Raw genomic sequence first — 16,652 nt, forward strand, 5'->3', positions numbered from 1 at the left:
GTCGTTATACAGAGCACTCACCAAGCGAACGCCGCAAGGCGGCCATGATCTCCGGGCGCAGGCCCGGGCAAACGGCGATCGTGGCCGCCGAGTCCACGGTGTGCTGGGCATCATCGGCGTCGAGGACCAGCCCGCCGGCCTCGCGCACGAGCAGCACGCCGGCGAGGGTGTCCCACGGCAGGTTCGCCAGGATCACCGCCGCCTCGAGCTTTCCTTCCGCCACCCAGGCCAGGTCGATCGCGGCGGTACCGAGCATCCGGATCCGTTGCGCGCGGGCACCCAGCTCGCCCAGCAACGCCAGCCGCGCCCGGTTCTTCACTTCCGCGCCCGCGCCGACCGCGAAGTCGCCGATCGCGATCACCGCGTCCGCGAGGTCCGTCGCGGCAGACGCCTGGATCCGCGACTCCCCCGCGTACGCACCGAACCCTTCGACCGCGGCGTACCGCGCGCCGAGGAACGGCAGGTCGATCGCGGCGACCACCGCGCGCCGCCCGTCGACGAGGCCGAGCGACACCCCGCACAACGGGATCCCGCGGGCGAAGTTCGCGGTACCGTCCACCGGGTCCAGCGCCCACCACAACCCGCCCGGCGGGCCGGTGCGGCCGTGCTCCTCGCCGAGGATCCCGATCTCCGGCGTCTCCCGGGTCAGGAACTCCCGCACCGCTTCCTCGACGGCAATGTCCACATTGGTCACCAGGTCCCGCTCTCCCTTGCTGGAGAACGAAACCGGGGACCGGTCGAGCACGATGCGGCGCGCGATGGCGACCGCTTCCCGCGCGACGGGCAGCAGCGAGGAGTGCTCAGCCATGCCGTTCCCGCACCGCGAACTGGTCCAGCTGCGGCAGATCGTGGCCCAGCCGGTCGCGTTTGGCCCGCAGGTACGCGATGTTGTTGGCGTTGGGCGGCATCAGCAGCGGCACCCGCGCGGTCACCTTGATCCCGTGCTCCTCCAGCGACGCGATCTTGTCGGGGTTGTTGGACATCAGCCGCACCGACCGGACGCCGAGGTGGCTCAGGATGCGCGCCGCCGGGGTGTAGTCGCGGGTGTCCACCGGCAGGCCGAGGCTCGTCGCGGAGTCCACCGTGTCCAGTCCCTGCTCGTCCTGCAGCACATGGGTCCGGACCTTCGCGACCAGGCCGATGCCGCGGCCTTCCTGACCGCGCAGGTACACCAGGATCCCGCGGCCCTCACGTACGATCGTGTCCAGCGCCGCGCCCAGCTGTTCCCCGCACTCGCACCGCATCGCGCCGAAGATGTCCCCGGTCAGGCATTCCGAGTGCACCCGCACGAGCACGTCCTCGCGCAGCGGCCGCCGGCCGTGCACCAGTGCCATGTGCTCGTGGCCGCCGTCGGCGAAGGCGACCGCGCGGAACTTTCCGCGGCGGGTCACCAGTTCGGACTCCGCGACGTCTTCGTCAGCGATGATCGGCTGAGGCATCCGCTCCCCCTGCTTTCATGGTTAGGCCCGCGCTTTCCCGGTATACACGACAAATGGAGTTGTTGCCGTTCGCCACCACCGCCGAAATCGCCGAAAGCGAAGCGCGAGTGGCCGTGCTGCCGGTCGGGAGTTTCGAGCAGCACGGTGCTTTTCTGCCGCTGGCCACCGACACGATCATCGCCGGCACACTGGCCACGGAGCTCGCGGCCGCGTATCCGGTGCGCGTGCTGCCGCCGATCACGATCTCGTGTTCGCATGAGCACGCGGCGTGGCCGGGAACGGTCAGCATTTCCGCGAGAACACTGTATTCGGTCATCACCGACATCGCCGATTCCCTTCGTCAGGGCGGAATCCGCCGTCTGGTCCTGATCAACGGTCACGGCGGCAACTACGTGCTCGCCAATGTGGTGCAGGAAAGCCGTGGCGCCATGGCCCTTTTCCCGGGTCTCGCCGAATGGGACGAAGCACGGGCCGCCGCCGGGCTGGAGACGTCCAGTGAAACCGATATGCACGCCGGCGAACTGGAGACGTCGATCCTGCTGCACGCCCACCCGAAACTGGTGCGGCCCGGCTTCGAAACGGCCGACTCAGTCCACGACGACCGGCGCCATCTGCTGACGACGGGTCTGGAGGGCTACACGTCCTCGGGTGTTCTCGGCCGCCCATCGCTCGCGTCGGCCCGCAAGGGTGCGGACGTCCTCGCGGCGCTCGTCCGCGCGTTCGGCGGGCACCTGGCGCTGCTGCGGTGACCGGCGCAGGAACAGCACGGCGACCCCGGGCAGCGCCGCGACCAGCGACAGCACCCCGTACACGACGGCGGCGGTGACGCCTTGGGCCGCCCCGAGCCCGGCGGCGGCGAACGCGACCGCGGAGAACGCCTCGCGCGGGCCGTACCCGCCGATGTTCACCGGCAGGCCCATCACCAGCAGGGTCAGCACGATCAGCGGGATCAGCGTGGGCACCGGCGCGTCCAGGCCGACCGCCCGGATCGCGACCACGTACATGGTCACGTGGCCGACGATCGTGACCGCGGACAGCACGGTCACGCCCGGCAATGTGGCTCGGCTGAGCAGGCCCTGGCGCGCGTCGGTCAGCGTGGTCGTGATCGCATCGCGCACCTTCGGCGCGCCGCGGCCCCACCTCGCCCAGACCACCAGCGCGATCATCGTGGCGACCACGGCGAGGACACCGAGCACGACCCCCTCGCCCGGGATCACCGTGCCGGCGAGACCCGGGTCGGCCAGCAGCACCACGACGGCGATCGCGATCAGCACCATCTGGCCCGCGAACCGCTCGAGGGCCACCGCCCGCACGCCGCGCCCGACGTTCCCGGTCTGCTGGCCGTGGCTGACCGCGCGGTGCACGTCACCGAGCACGCCCGCCGGCAGGGTGGCGTTGAGCAGCAGGGACCGGTAGTAGTCCGCGGTCGCGTCGCCGAGGCGCAGCGGCAGCCCGAGCCGGCGGGCCACCAGGCACCACCGCCAGGCGCTGGCCACCGTCGTGACCAGGCCGATGGCCAGCGCCCAGACCAGCGCCGGCGCGTCGATCACGCGCAGGCCGTCGAGGAAGGCGCCGGTGCCCACCCGCCAGACCAGGACGCCGAGGATGCCGAAGGCCAGTGACGTCTTCAGCCAGGGCCAGAGTCTGTTGAGCAAGGCGCACCACCGATCGCGAGCAGGTCCACGTGGCCGACCGCGACGGTGCTGAACTCACCGCGCAGCCGGCGACATTGGTAGTCCGCGGCGTGCGCCACCAGCTCTGGCTGGTGTTCGCACGCCGCCTGTACCCATCCACGGAGCCACTGCCGGAAAAGTTCATCCGGGCCAAGCCACCACGGGCTGCGGCGGCTGTGCACGACCGCGCCACGCCGCACGAACGCCTCGGTCGCGGCCTCGGCCGCGTCCGGGCCGAGCAGCCTCCGGCCACCGGTCACCCGCCGCTGGTGCGCGTTGAACGCGGCGGTGAAGTCCTCGTCGAGGGGGTCCGCCGGGGTGAACTCGACCTCGCCCACGACGGACAGGGTGAACAGCGCGGGGCAGCCCGCCCCGGTGCACGCCTCGGCGAGCGCGTCGACCTCCTCCAGCGTGAGCAGGTCGAGCAGCGCCGACCCGGTGACGAGCGACGCACCGGCGAGATCATCCGCCGTCAGTCCGGCTAGGTCCGCGGCGCGGGTCTCCGCCGGGGCGGGGATGCTCGCCGCGGCGAGCTCGAGCAGGTCCGGGTCGCGGTCGTGCAGGATCCAGCGCTGGGGCCGCGGCAGCAGGGGCGCGAGCCAGCGGCCCATCGATCCGGTGCCGCAGCCGAGGTCGTGGATGACGAGCGGCGCGTCGGGCAGCACCGCGCGCAGCGGCTCCAGGAGTTCGGCGGCGCGGGCGGTCGCGTCGGCTTTTTCGCGCAGGGCCAGCCAGTCCGGGCTGAACGTCACAGCCGGGCCAGCACCGCCGCCATCATTTCGGAGGTCTCGATCCACGGCGCCAGCTTGCCACGGCGGACGCGTGCCTCGCCGCGAAGCGCGTCCCGCTTGACCGGATCGGCAAACCACGACACGAGTCCTCGTACCAGCGCGGGAATGTTTCCCGGTGGCACCACGATCCCCGCCGCGCCAAGGGTTTCCGCGATCCCGGCGACGTCGGTGGCGAGCAGCGGGATGCCGCGGGCGAGCGCTTCGGTGATCACCATGCCGTAGGTTTCGGCCAGCGAGGGGAGAATCACGAGATCCGCCGCGGCGTAGGCGTTTTCCAGTGCGTCGCCGGTCAGTGGTCCGGCCAGTTCGACGCGCTCTCCGAGCCCGTGCCGGCCGATCAGCCGCCGGACCTCGTCCACATAGGCCGGGTCACGCCGCAGTGGCCCGGCGAGCGTGCAGTGCCACGGTTCATCGAGCCGCGCCAGGGCCTGGACCAGCAGGTCCTGCCCTTTGCGCGGGGTGATCGAGGCGACGCACAGCAGCCCGGAAACCCCGTCGGTGCCGGGCGCGAGCGGCGCGGGATCGGTGCCCGGCGGGACGACGTGAACCTTTTCCGGCGGCAGCCCGTGATGATCGGTGAGACGGCGCGCGGCCCACGGACTGGTCGCGATGACCGCGTGCGCGGCGTGCAGCGTCTCGCGCTCCCGTGTGTCCAAATCGGACGCTTCGGCGGGTTCGAGACCCGTCTCGTCGGCGAGCGGCAGATGGACGAGCACCGCGAGCCGGAGCCGTCGTGCCTGTGGCACAACGACTTCCGGCACTCCACACGCGACAAGCCCGTCCAGCAGCACGATGTCGCCATCCGGGATCGCGGCCAGCGCCGAGGCCAGTCCGGCTACGGACGCCGGGCGCGGCCAGGTCTCGGAAAGCGCTGTCTCGCGCACGCCGGGCAGCCCCGCGCACACCCGGCGGTCGTAGCTGTTGCCACCGCTGGGCACAGTCGGGTCGTCGACGTCACCGGGCAGCACGACGTGCACGACGGTCACAGCTCGCGTTCGTAGCTCGCCGACGCGACATGCGATTCCTGTAGCGACACCGTGATCCCGGCCAGGCCGCGGGCGCCTTCGCCGAGCGCGCCGGCGTGCACGCGGTCGGCGAGCCGGTCGGCGATGTAGCGGGCCAGGAACTCGGTCGAGGTGTTGATGCCCGCGAACACCGGCTCGTCGTCGAGGTTGCGGTAGTCGAGATCCGCGAGCACGGCCTTGAGTTCGGTGGTCGCGAGTCCGATGTCGACGACGATGTTGTCCTCGTCCAGCTCGGCGCGGCGGAACGTGGCGTCCACCACGAAGGTCGCGCCGTGCAGGCGCTGCGCCGGGCCGAAGACCTCGCCGCGGAAACTGTGGGCGACCATGATGTGGTCGCGGACGGTGATACTGAACATGTCACGAACCGTAACGAATTCTTTGGCACAGCGCGGGAATCGACCCGTCCGCGAGCCGGGGCAGCACCTCCGGCAGCTCGTCGAACGTGCTTTCGCCGGTGATCAGCACGTCGAACGCCGGGTTCGCCAGCAGGTCGAGCGCGAGCGCGAGCCGGTCGCAGTAGGTCCGGCGGGCGCGCCGCGCGGGCGAGACCATCCCGACCTGGCTGCCGCGCACCGCGAGCCGCCGCGAGTGGAAGAACTCCCCCAGCGCGACGCTGACCTTCCGGTCCCCGTACCAGCTCAGCTCGATCACCTCGCCCTCGGTCCCGAGCAGCTCGAGTGACCGCGCGAGCCCGGCCTCGGTCGCGCTCGCGTGGACGACGAGATCACAGTCGCCCGCCGCGTCTTCCGGTGCGGTGAAAGGGATCCCGAACGCGTCCGCGATCTCCCGGCGCGCCGGGTCGGCGTCGACCAGCTGCACCCGCGCCCCCGGAAAGCCGGCGAGCACCCCCGCGACGCTGCCGCCGACCATGCCCGCGCCGACCACCGCGATCCGGTCGCCGACCAGCGGCGCGGCATCCCACAGCGCGTTCACCGCGGTCTCCACCGTGCCCGCCAGGATCGCCCGGTTCGCCGGGACCGAATCGGGCACCACGGTCACCGCGGACATCGGCACCACGAACCGGGTCTGGTGCGGATACAGGCAGAACACGGTGCGCCCCACCAGTTCCGGCTCACCCTCCTCGACCACGCCGACGTTGAGGTAGCCGTACTTGACCGGTCCGGGGAACTCCCCCTCCTGGAAGGGCGCACGCATGATGTCGTACTGGCTCGCCGGCACCCCGCCGCGCAGCACCAGCGACTCGGTGCCACGGCTCACACCGGTGAACAGCGTGCGGACCAGCACCTCACCCGCTTCCGGAGCACGCAGGGTGACCGCCCGGATCTCACCCCCGTGGGGCGGATTGAACCAGAACGCCCTTCCCTGTCGTGTCATCGATGTTCCTCCAAAACGGGTTCTCTCAAGGGGCACGATGATCACACGAGTTCAGTACAGCACGGTTCCGGTCGGCCAGGAGCTGGCGGCCGGGATGGTCACCCAGTTCCTGCTGCTGGCCGGCGTCGGCGCGGTGGCTGGGCTCGGGCCGGTCGGCTGGCTGACCGGGGCCGCGTTCGCCGTGGCGCTGTGGACGCTGCTCACGTCGGCGATGCGGCGGACCCGGGTCTACGCGCTGGGCCCGGCGGATCTGGTCACGCTCGCCAGGGCGACGCTGGTCGGCGGCGTCGCGGCGCTGGTCGCCGACCGGCTCGGCACGGCGCAGCCGGTGGCGCTGTTCGTCGCGCTGGCCGCGGTCGCGCTGGCGCTCGACGCGGTGGACGGGCAGGTCGCCCGGCGCACCGGCACCGTCTCGGCGCTGGGTGCGCGGTTCGACATGGAGGTCGACGCGTTCCTGATCCTCGTGCTGAGCGTTCAGGTGGCGCTCGCCCAGGGGCTGTGGGTGCTCGCGATCGGCGCGATGCGGTACGTCTTCGTCGCCGTCGCACGGGTGCTCCCCTGGCTGCGCGCGGCCCTGCCGGTGAGCATGGCCCGCAAAACGGTCGCCGCGCTGCAGGGCATCGTGCTGGTGGTCGCGAGTTCCGGCGTCCTCCCCGCCGTCGCCGCGATCGCGGTTACGGCAGGCGCGCTCGCGCTGCTGGCCTGGTCTTTCGGGCGGGACGTGAACTGGCTGTGGCGCCAGCGTGAACGCGATCTGTCCCGGTATGTTCCGGCGGGCTGACCCATTCGGGCGAACTCTGCCCGTACGCTTACGGCATGATCCCGAACGGACATCCTTCGGCGCTTTTCCTTGCCCTCATGAACGGTTGGCACGACCCTCGGCCCCGTGCGGCGTGACGTGATCACCGAGGCGACCATCGATCTCGGTGCCATCGCGCACAACACCGCCGTGTTCGCGGCCAGCACCACGGCCGAGGTGATGGCGGTGGTCAAGGCCAACGGCTTCGGCCACGGCGCGCTCGCGACGGCCGAGGCCGCGCTGGCCGGCGGCGCCACCTGGCTCGGCGTGGCGACCGGCGCCGAGGCGCTGGAACTGCGCGCCGCCGGGGTCACCGCGCCGATCCTGAGCTGGATCCACCCGCACGACGGGGATCTCGCCGAAGCGGTCGCGGCCGATGTGGACGTCTCGGTGTCCTCTGTGGACCATCTCGCCTCCGTCGCTTCGTCCGGCTTGACACCGAATGTGCACCTCAAGGCCGACACCGGCCTGCACCGCAACGGTTCCGTCGCCAGCGACTGGCCCGAGCTGGTCCGCCGCGCCCGCGAGTTCGAGCAGTACGGCCGGATCCGGGTTCGCGCCGTGTGGTCCCATCTGATCAGCGGTGAGGACTCCGAAGCCGAGGCCACCCGCCTGCAGGTGACCCGGTTCGAGACCGCGCTCGCCCTCGCGCGGGACGCGGGCCTGCGCCCGCGGCTGCGTCACCTCGCGAACTCCGTGGCGGCGCTGGGCACCCCGGTCACCCACTACGACCTCGTCCGCCCGGGAATCGGGCTCTACGGTGTCGAACCCGACCTCCGGCGCACCTACGGACTTCGCGCCGCGATGACCCTGCGTGCCCGGCTGGTGCTGGTGAAGCACGTGCCGGCGGGGAGCGGTGTGTCGTACGAGCACGACTACGTCACGACCCGGCCGACCACGCTCGGGCTGGTGCCGCTCGGCTTCGCCGACGGGGTGCCCCGCACGGCCGGCCCGTTCGCGCAGGTATGGTGCGCGGGCCGGCGGTTCCCGGTCGCCGGGCGGATCGCGATGGACCAGTTCGTGGTCGATTTCGGCGAATTCACCCCGGCCGCCGGCGAAGATGTCGTACTGTTCGGCTCCGGTGCCGACGGCGAACCGACGGTCGGCGACTGGGCGGACTGGGCGGGCACGATCCCGCACGAGATCTTCACCGGTATCGGCGCGCGGGTACGCCGCGAGCACGTCGGACTGCCAGTGCCGGCCAACCAACAGCGGGGAGAAGCGTAGTGGCGGACCGGATCACCCTGGCCGTGCTGTTCGGTGGGCGCAGCGGGGAGCACGACATCTCGTGCCAGTCCGCGGCGAGCATCTTCGCCAACCTCGACCGGGACCGGTACGACGTGCTGCCGGTGAAGATCCTGCCGACCGGACACTGGGCAGTCGGCACCGATGAGCCCGCCCTGTTCGGCCGCGACTCCGAGGAGGCGCTGGGCTGGCTGCGCACGGCGTTCCCCGAACGGGACTCCGCACCGACGCCGGTCGCGAGCATCGCCGCCGCGTTCACCCGGGTCGCGGAAGCCGACCTAGTCTTCCCCGCGCTGCACGGGCCCTACGGCGAGGACGGCACGGTGCAGGCGCTGCTCGACATGACCGGCGCCGCGTTCATCGGCAACGGGGTGCTGGCCAGCGCGCTCGGCATGGACAAGGAGTTCACCAAGAAGATCCTGTCCGGCGCGGGCCTCGAAGTGGCAGCCGGCGTGGTCCTCGGTCCCGGTGACGACGTGACCGCCGAAGACCGCGAACGGCTGGGGCTGCCGGTGTTCGTGAAACCCGCCCGCGCCGGGTCGAGTCTCGGTGTGTCCAAAGTGGACGACTGGGCGGCACTGCCCGCGGCACTGGCGGAAGCGCGCCGCGCCGACGGCAAGGTGCTCGTCGAAGCCGCCGTGCCGGGCCGGGAGATCGACATCGGGGTGCTCGAGATGCCCGGCGGCGAGCTGCGGGTGAGCCCGCCGCTGGAGATCCTCACCGGCGAGACTTTCTTCGACTACCAAGCGAAGTACGCCGACGAGACGACCGTGCTCGACGTGCCCGCGAAGGTCGGCCCGGACGTCGAAGCCGGTCTCGCCGACCAGGCCGTGCGCGCATTCCAGGCGCTCGACTGCCGTGGGCTGCTGCGCGTGGACTTCTTCGTGGCCGACGACGGCGGCCTGGTCGTCAACGAGGTCAACACGTTTCCCGGCTTCACCAGCCACTCCCAGTACCCCGCGATGTGGGGCGCGACCGGGCTGAGCTACCCCCGGCTGATCGACGCGCTCGTCGACACGGCGCTGTGGCACGCGAGCGCCCGGCGCGAGCTGACGAGCTGACCTTCAACCGAACGGGCGGTTCCCGCGATCCGGTTTGCCGGCCCCCGGCGGGCCGCCCAGGATCGGGGCATGGTATCGGATGAGAACACACCCACTTTCTCGGTGACCCTGCGCGGCTACAACCGGCAGGAGGTCGACGAGTTCGTCCGCTCGGCGCGGGTGAAGGCCGACCGCCAGGCCACCGCGCTGGCCGAGGCCGAGCAGCGGCTGGAGGACCTGGGCTCCGACCCGGCCGTGCCGCTGGAGGTGCCCGGCTCCGGCACCATCGGGGCGCGGGTCGAGCGGATCGTCGCGCTGGCCGAGCGGGAGGCCCGGGAGCTCCGCGAGCAGGCCGCGCGCGAGGTCGCCGAGCTGCGGGCCGACTTGGAACGCGAGGCCGACCAGGCGCGGCGGTTCCGGGAGCAGGCCGCGAAGGCGTCCGCCGAGGAGTCGCGCCGGATGATCGCGCGGGCCGAGGACGAGGTCGCGAAGCTGCGCGAGACCCGGGCGGACCTGCTGGACCAGCTGGTCCGGATCGGCCAGACCGTCGACCTGGTGACCGAGCGGCTGGAACAGAAGACGGCCACACCGAAGCCACGCGAACCGGCCGTCGACGCGAAGCCGGCGGCCCCGCTCACGGACGCGAAGACACGGCTGGCCAAGGCGGCCGGCTGACCCAGCCCGCCGCGGAGTGAACCGGCGCCCCGATCACCGATTCGCTCCGCGGCGGGTTTCCCCGGTGCTCGCGGTGGCTAGCCTTCGTCGGCCTCCGGGACGAGGTGGACCGCGGCCTCTTCGGCCGAGGCGGCCGCGCCGTCGACGCCGATGTCGGTCGCGTACAGCTCCTCGTCACCGCCGTCGCCCTCGACGAGACGCCCGGCACGCAGGTCGCCGACCTCGTCGTCGATCAGCTCGCCGTCGGTGTCGGTCTCGTCGCCGAGGTCGTCACCGTCGTCTTCGTCGGCGTCGTCGGGCAGTTCGCGCGCCAGGCGGCCGTCGAGGCTCTCGCCCTCCCGCTCCTCGCGCGGTGTGGTGCCCCAGTCGTCGGTGGCCCAGGGACGTTCGGCGGCGCTGTAGCCCTCGTCGAGCGGGTCCTCGGGGCGCCCGGTTTCGAGCGTGTCGTCGCCGTCGAGCTGCTCGAAGACGTCGTCATCGTTGTCATCCGGCCAGTCGGCCATGGTCCTGCTCCCTCTTCCGTGCCCAGCCGGAAAAGCGTACGACATTCCGGGCCGGGTAACGATTTCGCGCGCCACGCTAATAGCTCAGCGCGACACGCCGCCGTGCTCTAGGTTTCCCGGCATGACCGACTCACCAGGGCCTTACGAGGCCTACCCGTCCGGCGGGAACGACACTTCCTCCGCGCCGGCCAAACCCCCTGTCCCGCAGACGATCACCGTCGCGTTCTACTGCTACCTGCTCTCGACCGTCGTCGGCATCGTGTCCGCGCTGCTGTCGCTGGGCAACAAGGACCAGATCGCGGACGCGCTGCGGAGGTCCAACACCAGCAACCTCACCGAGAGCCAGATCCAGGACGCCGCCAGCGTCGCGCTCGTCGTGGCCGTCGTGATCGCGGCGCTGATCGCGCTGATCTACCTGTGGCTGGCGTTCAAGCTGCGCGCCGGGCGCAACTGGGCCCGGATCGTGCTCACCGTCATCACCGCGCTGCAGGTGATCTCGCTGGCCACCGGCCGCACCAACGACGTCGTCGGGTACATCGCCCTGGTCATCGCCGTGATCGGGCTCGTCTTCGCCTGGCTCGGCGCGTCCAACGAGTACATCCAGGCCGTGAAGCGGTCACGCACCGTGTAGACCGCGTCAGCAGGAAGGCGGCGTCGTCGAATCGGTGGTCGACGGCGCCGTCGACTCGCTCGGCGGGGGTGGCGTCGTCGTGCTGGTGCTGTCCGATGTGGACGGTGGCGTGGTGCAGGTCGGCGGCGGTGGTGTCGTGGTGTCGCCCGGCGGTGTCGTGGTCGTCGTGGTGGTGGTCGTCGTCGTGCTGGTCGTGGTGCTGCTGGACGACGTGGTGGTCGTGGTCGACGACGAACCGGACGTCGCGGTCCTCGACGGCGAGATGGTCGCCGACCCGGGCGGCGTGGTCGTCGTCGACGGCGGTAGCGGCGCGGGCGCCCCGGGCACCGTCATGGGCGGCGGCGGCGCGGCCACGAACGGCCCGGGCAGGCCGGCGGACCCGGCGACCGGGCCCATCCCGAGCGTCCCGTCCGGGACCGAGCTGGCGCCCCGCTCGTAGGCGTCCGCCCACAGCAGGACCGTGCGCACGTAGGTGTCGGAGTGGTTGTAGCGGAACACCGCCTCCGCGCGCTGCCGCGGATCCCGCAGGTCCCCACCGCCGGAGCACAGGTACTTCCCGGCGGCCAGCGCCGCGTCGTAGATATTGTTCGGGTTGGCCCCGTCCGAGGCGTAGCGGACCCAGGTGCTGGGGATGAACTGCATCGGGCCGACCGCGCGATCCCAGGTGGTGTCGCCGTCGTAGCGGCCGCCGTCGGTGTCCGGGATCGCGGCGACCCCGACGCCGTCGAGGATCGGGCCCAGGATCGGCGTCACCGTCGTCCCATTGACGTCGACCCGGCCGCCGCGGGCGTGGTTCGACTCGATCCGGCCGATGGCGGCCAGCAGGGACCAGCTGATGTGGCAGTTCGGTGCCTGCCGTGCGAGCTCCTGCTCGGCGCGGTGGTAGGCGCTCAGCGCGGACTCGGGGATGCCGAGCGCGCTGACGACCGGCGCGCCGAGCGGGGTGAGCGGAACCTGGGCGAACGAGGGCAGTTGCTGGAGCAGCAGCAGCGGGCTGTTGGCGGCGTCGAGCACGTCCGGGCTGAGCGACCCCTGCGCGGCCGGCTGGCCGTCGGCCCCCACCGCCGGACTGTCCACTGTGGACGTCAGAGCGACCGGAACGCCACCGCCGGAAAGGAACGGGACGAGCGCGAGCGAAGCGGCGGCCAAGGCGCCGGCTTTCGACTTCGGTCCGGTGAATCTTCGGCTCTTCCGTTCGGTGCCGTCCGCACGTCGCACTCCACGCTCCCAGTTCGCTCGTCGGCCGGCAGCCCCTCGCCCCCGGCGTCGCCGATGATATCGCCACGATCGAGTGACCCGCACGCGATGACGGAGGTGGTTCGTCGCGCCTTTCCCCGTCCTTAACCTGCTTATGCGGGACCCTCAGCGCGCCATCGCGGCGGCCAGTATGGACACGAGCGTGCCGAAATCCTGGCCGGCCTTGGAAATCACCGCGGCCGCGGTGCCCCCGGAGACATCCAACGTGGCCTCAGTGACCATATCTCCGTGAGCGAGCACGACGACAGAGTTCTGCTCGAAGAAAGGACTTTCGCCCTTGGCGGCGAACGCGATCCCGGCGTCCACTCCGGGCGCCGGCGAAATCGCGATCGCCTTGCTGGGGCCGAGCGTGCTGAGCATGCCCGCCAGGCACCCGCCGGCCGCCCGCAGCTCGTCGATGACCTGCGTGCCCGGCACACCGGCGTACTGGGCGCTCTCCTGGTGCAGGCTGACCGCGACCTTCGTCGGATCCCCGGTGTACCAGTCCTTCGTCTGGGCCTGCTCGATCCGCGCGTCCGACGGCAACGGGGTCTTGCACGCGCCGATCAGCTGGCGCGCGGACCCGGTGACCGCCTGCGCCGCCGGATCGGTGGTGAAGCCCAGCTTCGCGGCGTCCGCCGCCGTGAGCAGCGTCCGGATGACCGGGGCACTGTCGAAGAGCTTGGCCGTGACCGACGGCGGAGGGGGCGCGCTCGACGGTGCTGGAGCCGGGGCGGCGGCGCAACTCGCCAGCAGCAGAGCAGCCGGAATCGCGACGAGCAGACGGCGCACGAGGTTCCTCCGCGAGAGTCTCCGCGACCCTCGCGGACGAACCTTGATCGTTCCGGTGGCGCGCTTCGTTACGCGAAGCGGCGGACGAACGCGAGCGCGGTGTCGGCGACCTCCCGCCAGCCGCTGTCGATGGTCAGGGCGTGGCCCCGGCCCTTGATCTCCACGATCTCCGTCACGCCCGGGTTGTACTCCTGCTTCTTGAACGACGCGTTGGCGATCGCCCACGGGACGGTGTTGTCGTGCTCCCCCGAGATGATCAGCAGCGGGCCGCGGTCGGGGTTGCCGGTGTCGACCTTCGCCTCGGTCCACGGGTTCAGGTTCGCCGTCGCGGCCTGGAACAGCGGGGCGCCCGGCGCCGGCACCGCGTAGGTCTCGTACAGTTCCTTCGCCTCCTCCTCGCTCACGGCGTTGGCGAACCCGTACCGGAACTGGTCGTACGTCAGCGGCACCGCCCGATGCCGGTTGGCCGGGTTGGTCAGCACCGGCGCCGCCGAGCGCAGCGCGGAGACCGGCAGCGGCAGCACCCCGCGGAACGGCGCCGGGTCGACCGCGACCGCCGCCGCCGACAGCCCCCGCCCGGCGAGGATCTGCGTCAGCAGCCCGCCGAACGAGTGCCCGACGATGGCCGGTTCCTGCTCCAGCTGCCGGATCAGCCCGTCGAGATGGTCCGCGACCTGGCCGACGGTCTTACCCGCGAACACCTCGGGATGCGCTTTCGCCTCGACCGTGGTGTCCGGGTCGTCCGGCCAGGACAGCGCTACCGGCGCGTAGCCGGCCTCTTCGAACACCGTGCCCCAGCGGTCCCAGCTGCTCGGCAGCAACCACAGACCGTGCACGAACACCACCGGCCGCCGCCCCGAAGCGTTGGCCGCCTTGATCCGGTCGAGATCGGATGCGTCCGACATGAGCCCTCCTTCTCGTCAGAGGGCCGAAAGTCTCAAATCACGCCCCTTGGGCGGAAGTGCTGTGCCTGCACAGTTCTCGGCTGAGAGTGCAGGTGCCGTTACGCATCGCGGACCTGCGCAGGTGGGGACGGCCATCGCGTGGTTCGATCATCACATGGGGGATGCACAACCGTTGAGCCGCGCCGCGCCTGGGTACCCGGAGTTACGGACCAAACCGGGCGCGGGACACTGCGAGTAGCGCGGGCGAGCGGAGGTGCACGATGGGTGACGGCCAGGCACAGGACAGGCCGGAGCGTCCTCCTGCCGAGGGGAACGACGAAACGGTGCGCGTGATGGCGAGCGGCCGCCACCGGGCGGCGGCCGGGGACGGTGGCGCGGAGCGTAACGCGGCGCATTCGGTGCCCTGGCGGGTTCGCGTCGCCGCGGCGCTGAGCTGGCGGTTCCTGCTCATCATCGCGAGTGTCGGGGTGATCGCGTGGATCCTCGGCTACCTGTCCGCCGTCGCCATCCCGGTGGGGATCGCGCTGCTCGTCTCGGCGCTGTTCGCCCCGCTGGTGGACCGGCTGGTGCGGTGGAAGGTGCCGCGCTCGCTGGCGACGGTCATCGCGATCGTGGTGGGGCTGATCGTGGTCGGCGGGATCCTGACGCTCGTCATCACGACGATCGCCGCGAGCCTGCCCCAGCTGCAGCAGCAGATCTCGGCGAGCCTCGGCAACATCAACAGCTGGCTGCAGCGCGGCCCGCTGCACCTGTCGCCCGAGCAGCTCCAGCAGTTCGTCAACCGGACCGTCGGGTCCATCAGCGGCAACTCGAGCGAGTGGTTCAACCGCGCGCTCAGCACCGCGACCACCATCGGCGGCGTGCTGACGCAGGCCCTGCTCGCGCTGTTCACGCTGATCTTCTTCCTCTACAGCGGTTCGCAGGTGTGGCGGTTCACGCTGCGCATCGTCCCGCATGACGTGCGGGACCAGGTGGACGTCGCCGGCCGGCGCGGGTTCGCCTCGCTGGTCAGCTACGTCCGCGCGACCGTCGCCGTGGCCTGCGTGGACGCCGTGTGCATCGGGATCGGGATCTGGCTGGTCGGCGTGCCGCTCGCGGTGCCACTCGCCGCGATCATCTTCGTCGGCGCGTTCATCCCGATCATCGGCGCGGTCGCGGCCGGCGCGGTCGCCGTGCTGGTCGCGCTGGTCGCCAACGGGTTCGTCGCGGCACTGATCGTGCTGGCCATCCTGGTCGGCGTGATGCAGCTGGAAAGCCATGTGCTGCAACCGTTCCTGCTGGGCCGCGCGGTCCGGCTGCATCCGCTCGCCGTGGTGCTGGCCATCGCGGTGGGGGTCGAGGTCTCGGGTATCACCGGGGCGCTGCTCGCGGTGCCGATCCTGTCGGTGATCAAGTCGGCGGTCGGGTCGCTGCTGCGGGACCCCTCGATGGATCCGACCGGGGTCAACGCGCTCCGGCCGAAGAGCGCCCGGCCGTTACCCGATCAGGTCGAGGACGAGAAAGAGGACGCCCCCGACGACGAGCAGGCCCCGGCCTAGCCGAACTCCTGGTGGATCCGTTCGATCAGCGCGATGACGCGGACGGCATCGGCGGGGTCCACCGGGAGGGGGTCGCCGGCCGTCAGGGCCTTGGCCAGTTGGGCGTAGAAGCCCGCGTAGTTGCCTGGTTTCGTGGGCAGCAGGCGGGTGCCGCCGTCGATGCCGAGGGTGCCCCAGGCCGATTCCGGCTCGTGGCCGAACTCCGGGTCGGCCGGGCTGGCGCCTGACTTCAGCGCGTCCTCCTGGGGGTCCAAGCCGTACTTGGTGTACCCGGCGCTCGAGCCCAGGACCCGGAACCGCGGGCCGGACTGGGCGGCGACGCCGCTCATCCACAGCTGCGACCGGACGCCGGACTCGTGCGCCAGCACGACGAACGCGTCGTCGTCGGCCGCCGCGTGCGGGCCGCGCCGGACGACCTCGGCGTACACCGGTTCGGCGGCGCCGAACAGGTACACGGCCTGGTCGATCAGGTGCGTGCCCAGGTCGTACAGGATCCCGCCGCCGTCGGTGCTCTTCGTCGACGTCTTCCAGGACGCGGGCCGCGAGAGCCGCCACCGTTCGAAGCGGGACTCGAACCGCCACACGTCGCCCAGCGCGCCCTCGGACAGCAGTTCCCGCACGGTCAGGAAGTCGCCATCCCACCGCCGGTTCTGGAACACCGTGAGCGGGACCTCCGTACGCGCGGCCTTCTCGACGAGCGCCCGGCCCTCCTCGGAGGTGACGACGAACGGCTTGTCCACCACGACCGCCACGCCCGCGTCGAGGAACGTGTGCGCCAGTTCGGCATGCGTCGCCGGCGGCGTGCCGATGACGACGAGATCCAGGTCGAGGCCGAGCAAGTCGTCCGCAGTGGACACCACGCGCGCCGCCGGGTAGCGCGCCTCGACCTCGGCACGGCGTGTCTCGTCGCGGGTGACCACGGCTTCCGGCGAGTAGGCCGGGTCGGCGTCGACGAACGGCGCGTGAAAGATCCGGCCCGAGGTGCCGAAGCCGATGATGCCCGTACGCAGAGTCATGCCCCTCAA

Annotated in this window: 18 protein-coding genes and 1 pseudogene; 7 read left to right on the top strand and 12 right to left on the bottom strand. The window is 71.5% G+C overall.

The window, feature by feature from the left end; translation table 11 throughout:
* Window positions 1-4: 4 nt before the first annotated feature.
* Entirely contained in the window at window positions 5-808 is an 804-nt protein-coding gene (locus LOZ83_RS20790) for an inositol monophosphatase family protein (protein ID WP_236792569.1), read from the bottom strand.
* Window positions 801-1,439, bottom strand: coding sequence for a GTP cyclohydrolase II (gene ribA / locus LOZ83_RS20795; protein WP_236792570.1), 639 nt, complete (start codon window positions 1,437-1,439; stop codon window positions 801-803). The genes LOZ83_RS20790 and ribA overlap by 8 nt, the downstream gene beginning before the upstream one ends.
* A gap of 53 nt (window positions 1,440-1,492) precedes the next feature.
* Between ribA and LOZ83_RS20800 the strand changes: the two genes are divergently transcribed.
* Entirely contained in the window at window positions 1,493-2,188 is a 696-nt protein-coding gene (locus LOZ83_RS20800; RefSeq protein WP_236792571.1) for a creatininase family protein, read from the top strand.
* An 84-nt stretch (window positions 2,189-2,272) separates the two neighbouring features.
* On the opposite strand, the pseudogene LOZ83_RS20805 reads toward LOZ83_RS20800, so the two are convergent.
* From LOZ83_RS20805 to LOZ83_RS20825, 5 genes and pseudogenes are all read right to left on the bottom strand, one after another.
* Window positions 2,273-3,022, bottom strand: a pseudogene (locus LOZ83_RS20805) (YbhN family protein); the annotation flags it as partial.
* Between the two features lie 44 nt (window positions 3,023-3,066).
* Window positions 3,067-3,864, bottom strand: coding sequence for a class I SAM-dependent methyltransferase (locus tag LOZ83_RS20810; RefSeq protein ID WP_236792573.1), 798 nt, complete (start codon window positions 3,862-3,864; stop codon window positions 3,067-3,069).
* Entirely contained in the window at window positions 3,861-4,889 is a 1,029-nt protein-coding gene (locus LOZ83_RS20815; protein ID WP_236792575.1) for a glycosyltransferase family 4 protein, read from the bottom strand. The genes LOZ83_RS20810 and LOZ83_RS20815 overlap by 4 nt, the downstream gene beginning before the upstream one ends.
* Complete coding sequence (locus LOZ83_RS20820) at window positions 4,886-5,284, bottom strand: 6-carboxytetrahydropterin synthase (protein WP_236792577.1); 399 nt, start codon at window positions 5,282-5,284, stop codon at window positions 4,886-4,888. The genes LOZ83_RS20815 and LOZ83_RS20820 overlap by 4 nt, the downstream gene beginning before the upstream one ends.
* Before the next feature lies 1 nt (window position 5,285).
* Complete coding sequence (locus tag LOZ83_RS20825) at window positions 5,286-6,263, bottom strand: zinc-binding alcohol dehydrogenase (RefSeq protein ID WP_236792579.1); 978 nt, start codon at window positions 6,261-6,263, stop codon at window positions 5,286-5,288.
* 37 nt (window positions 6,264-6,300) lie between these two features.
* Between LOZ83_RS20825 and LOZ83_RS20830 the strand changes: the two genes are divergently transcribed.
* From LOZ83_RS20830 to LOZ83_RS20845, 4 genes are all read left to right on the top strand, one after another.
* Window positions 6,301-7,044 (top strand): CDP-alcohol phosphatidyltransferase family protein, encoded by a 744-nt coding sequence (locus tag LOZ83_RS20830; RefSeq protein WP_236792581.1) that lies wholly within the window; start codon window positions 6,301-6,303, stop codon window positions 7,042-7,044.
* Window positions 7,045-7,149: 105 nt separating this feature from the next.
* Window positions 7,150-8,289 (top strand): alanine racemase, encoded by a 1,140-nt coding sequence (gene alr / locus LOZ83_RS20835; RefSeq protein ID WP_236792582.1) that lies wholly within the window; start codon window positions 7,150-7,152, stop codon window positions 8,287-8,289.
* Window positions 8,289-9,368, top strand: coding sequence for a D-alanine--D-alanine ligase family protein (locus tag LOZ83_RS20840; protein ID WP_236792584.1), 1,080 nt, complete (start codon window positions 8,289-8,291; stop codon window positions 9,366-9,368). Before alr ends, LOZ83_RS20840 begins: the two co-directional genes overlap by 1 nt.
* Before the next feature lie 69 nt (window positions 9,369-9,437).
* Complete coding sequence (locus LOZ83_RS20845; RefSeq protein WP_236792586.1) at window positions 9,438-10,022, top strand: hypothetical protein; 585 nt, start codon at window positions 9,438-9,440, stop codon at window positions 10,020-10,022.
* Between the two features lie 77 nt (window positions 10,023-10,099).
* On the opposite strand, the gene LOZ83_RS20850 is transcribed toward LOZ83_RS20845, so the two are convergent.
* Window positions 10,100-10,525 carry a DUF5709 domain-containing protein gene (locus LOZ83_RS20850; protein ID WP_236792588.1) on the bottom strand — a complete coding sequence of 142 codons (426 nt, stop codon included), beginning with the start codon at window positions 10,523-10,525 and terminating at the stop codon, window positions 10,100-10,102.
* 121 nt (window positions 10,526-10,646) lie between these two features.
* On the opposite strand from LOZ83_RS20850, the gene LOZ83_RS20855 reads away from it, so the two are divergent.
* Window positions 10,647-11,156 carry a hypothetical protein gene (locus LOZ83_RS20855; protein WP_236792590.1) on the top strand — a complete coding sequence of 170 codons (510 nt, stop codon included), beginning with the start codon at window positions 10,647-10,649 and terminating at the stop codon, window positions 11,154-11,156.
* Between the two features lie 6 nt (window positions 11,157-11,162).
* Here the strand turns inward: LOZ83_RS20855 and LOZ83_RS20860 are convergent, their stop codons facing one another.
* The 3 genes from LOZ83_RS20860 to LOZ83_RS20870 form a co-directional block, all read right to left on the bottom strand.
* Entirely contained in the window at window positions 11,163-12,374 is a 1,212-nt protein-coding gene (locus tag LOZ83_RS20860; protein WP_236792592.1) for a lytic transglycosylase domain-containing protein, read from the bottom strand.
* 144 nt (window positions 12,375-12,518) lie between these two features.
* The gene (locus LOZ83_RS20865) at window positions 12,519-13,184 is read right to left on the bottom strand and encodes a hypothetical protein (protein WP_236792594.1); all 666 of its coding nucleotides are present in this window, start codon (window positions 13,182-13,184) and stop codon (window positions 12,519-12,521) included.
* Window positions 13,185-13,252: 68 nt separating this feature from the next.
* Window positions 13,253-14,089 carry an alpha/beta hydrolase gene (locus LOZ83_RS20870; protein ID WP_236792596.1) on the bottom strand — a complete coding sequence of 279 codons (837 nt, stop codon included), beginning with the start codon at window positions 14,087-14,089 and terminating at the stop codon, window positions 13,253-13,255.
* Window positions 14,090-14,349: 260 nt separating this feature from the next.
* Between LOZ83_RS20870 and LOZ83_RS20875 the strand changes: the two genes are divergently transcribed.
* On the top strand, window positions 14,350-15,627 hold the full coding sequence (locus tag LOZ83_RS20875) for an AI-2E family transporter (RefSeq protein ID WP_236792598.1): 1,278 nt from the start codon (window positions 14,350-14,352) through the stop codon (window positions 15,625-15,627).
* Here LOZ83_RS20875 and LOZ83_RS20880 read toward each other — a convergent pair.
* Complete coding sequence (locus tag LOZ83_RS20880) at window positions 15,624-16,643, bottom strand: Gfo/Idh/MocA family oxidoreductase (RefSeq protein WP_236792600.1); 1,020 nt, start codon at window positions 16,641-16,643, stop codon at window positions 15,624-15,626. The two genes, LOZ83_RS20875 and LOZ83_RS20880, sit on opposite strands and share 4 nt — an antisense overlap.
* Window positions 16,644-16,652 lie beyond the last annotated feature (9 nt).

It is taken from the genome of Amycolatopsis sp. GM8, assembly GCF_021653975.1.
GTDB lineage: Bacteria > Actinomycetota > Actinomycetes > Mycobacteriales > Pseudonocardiaceae > Amycolatopsis_E.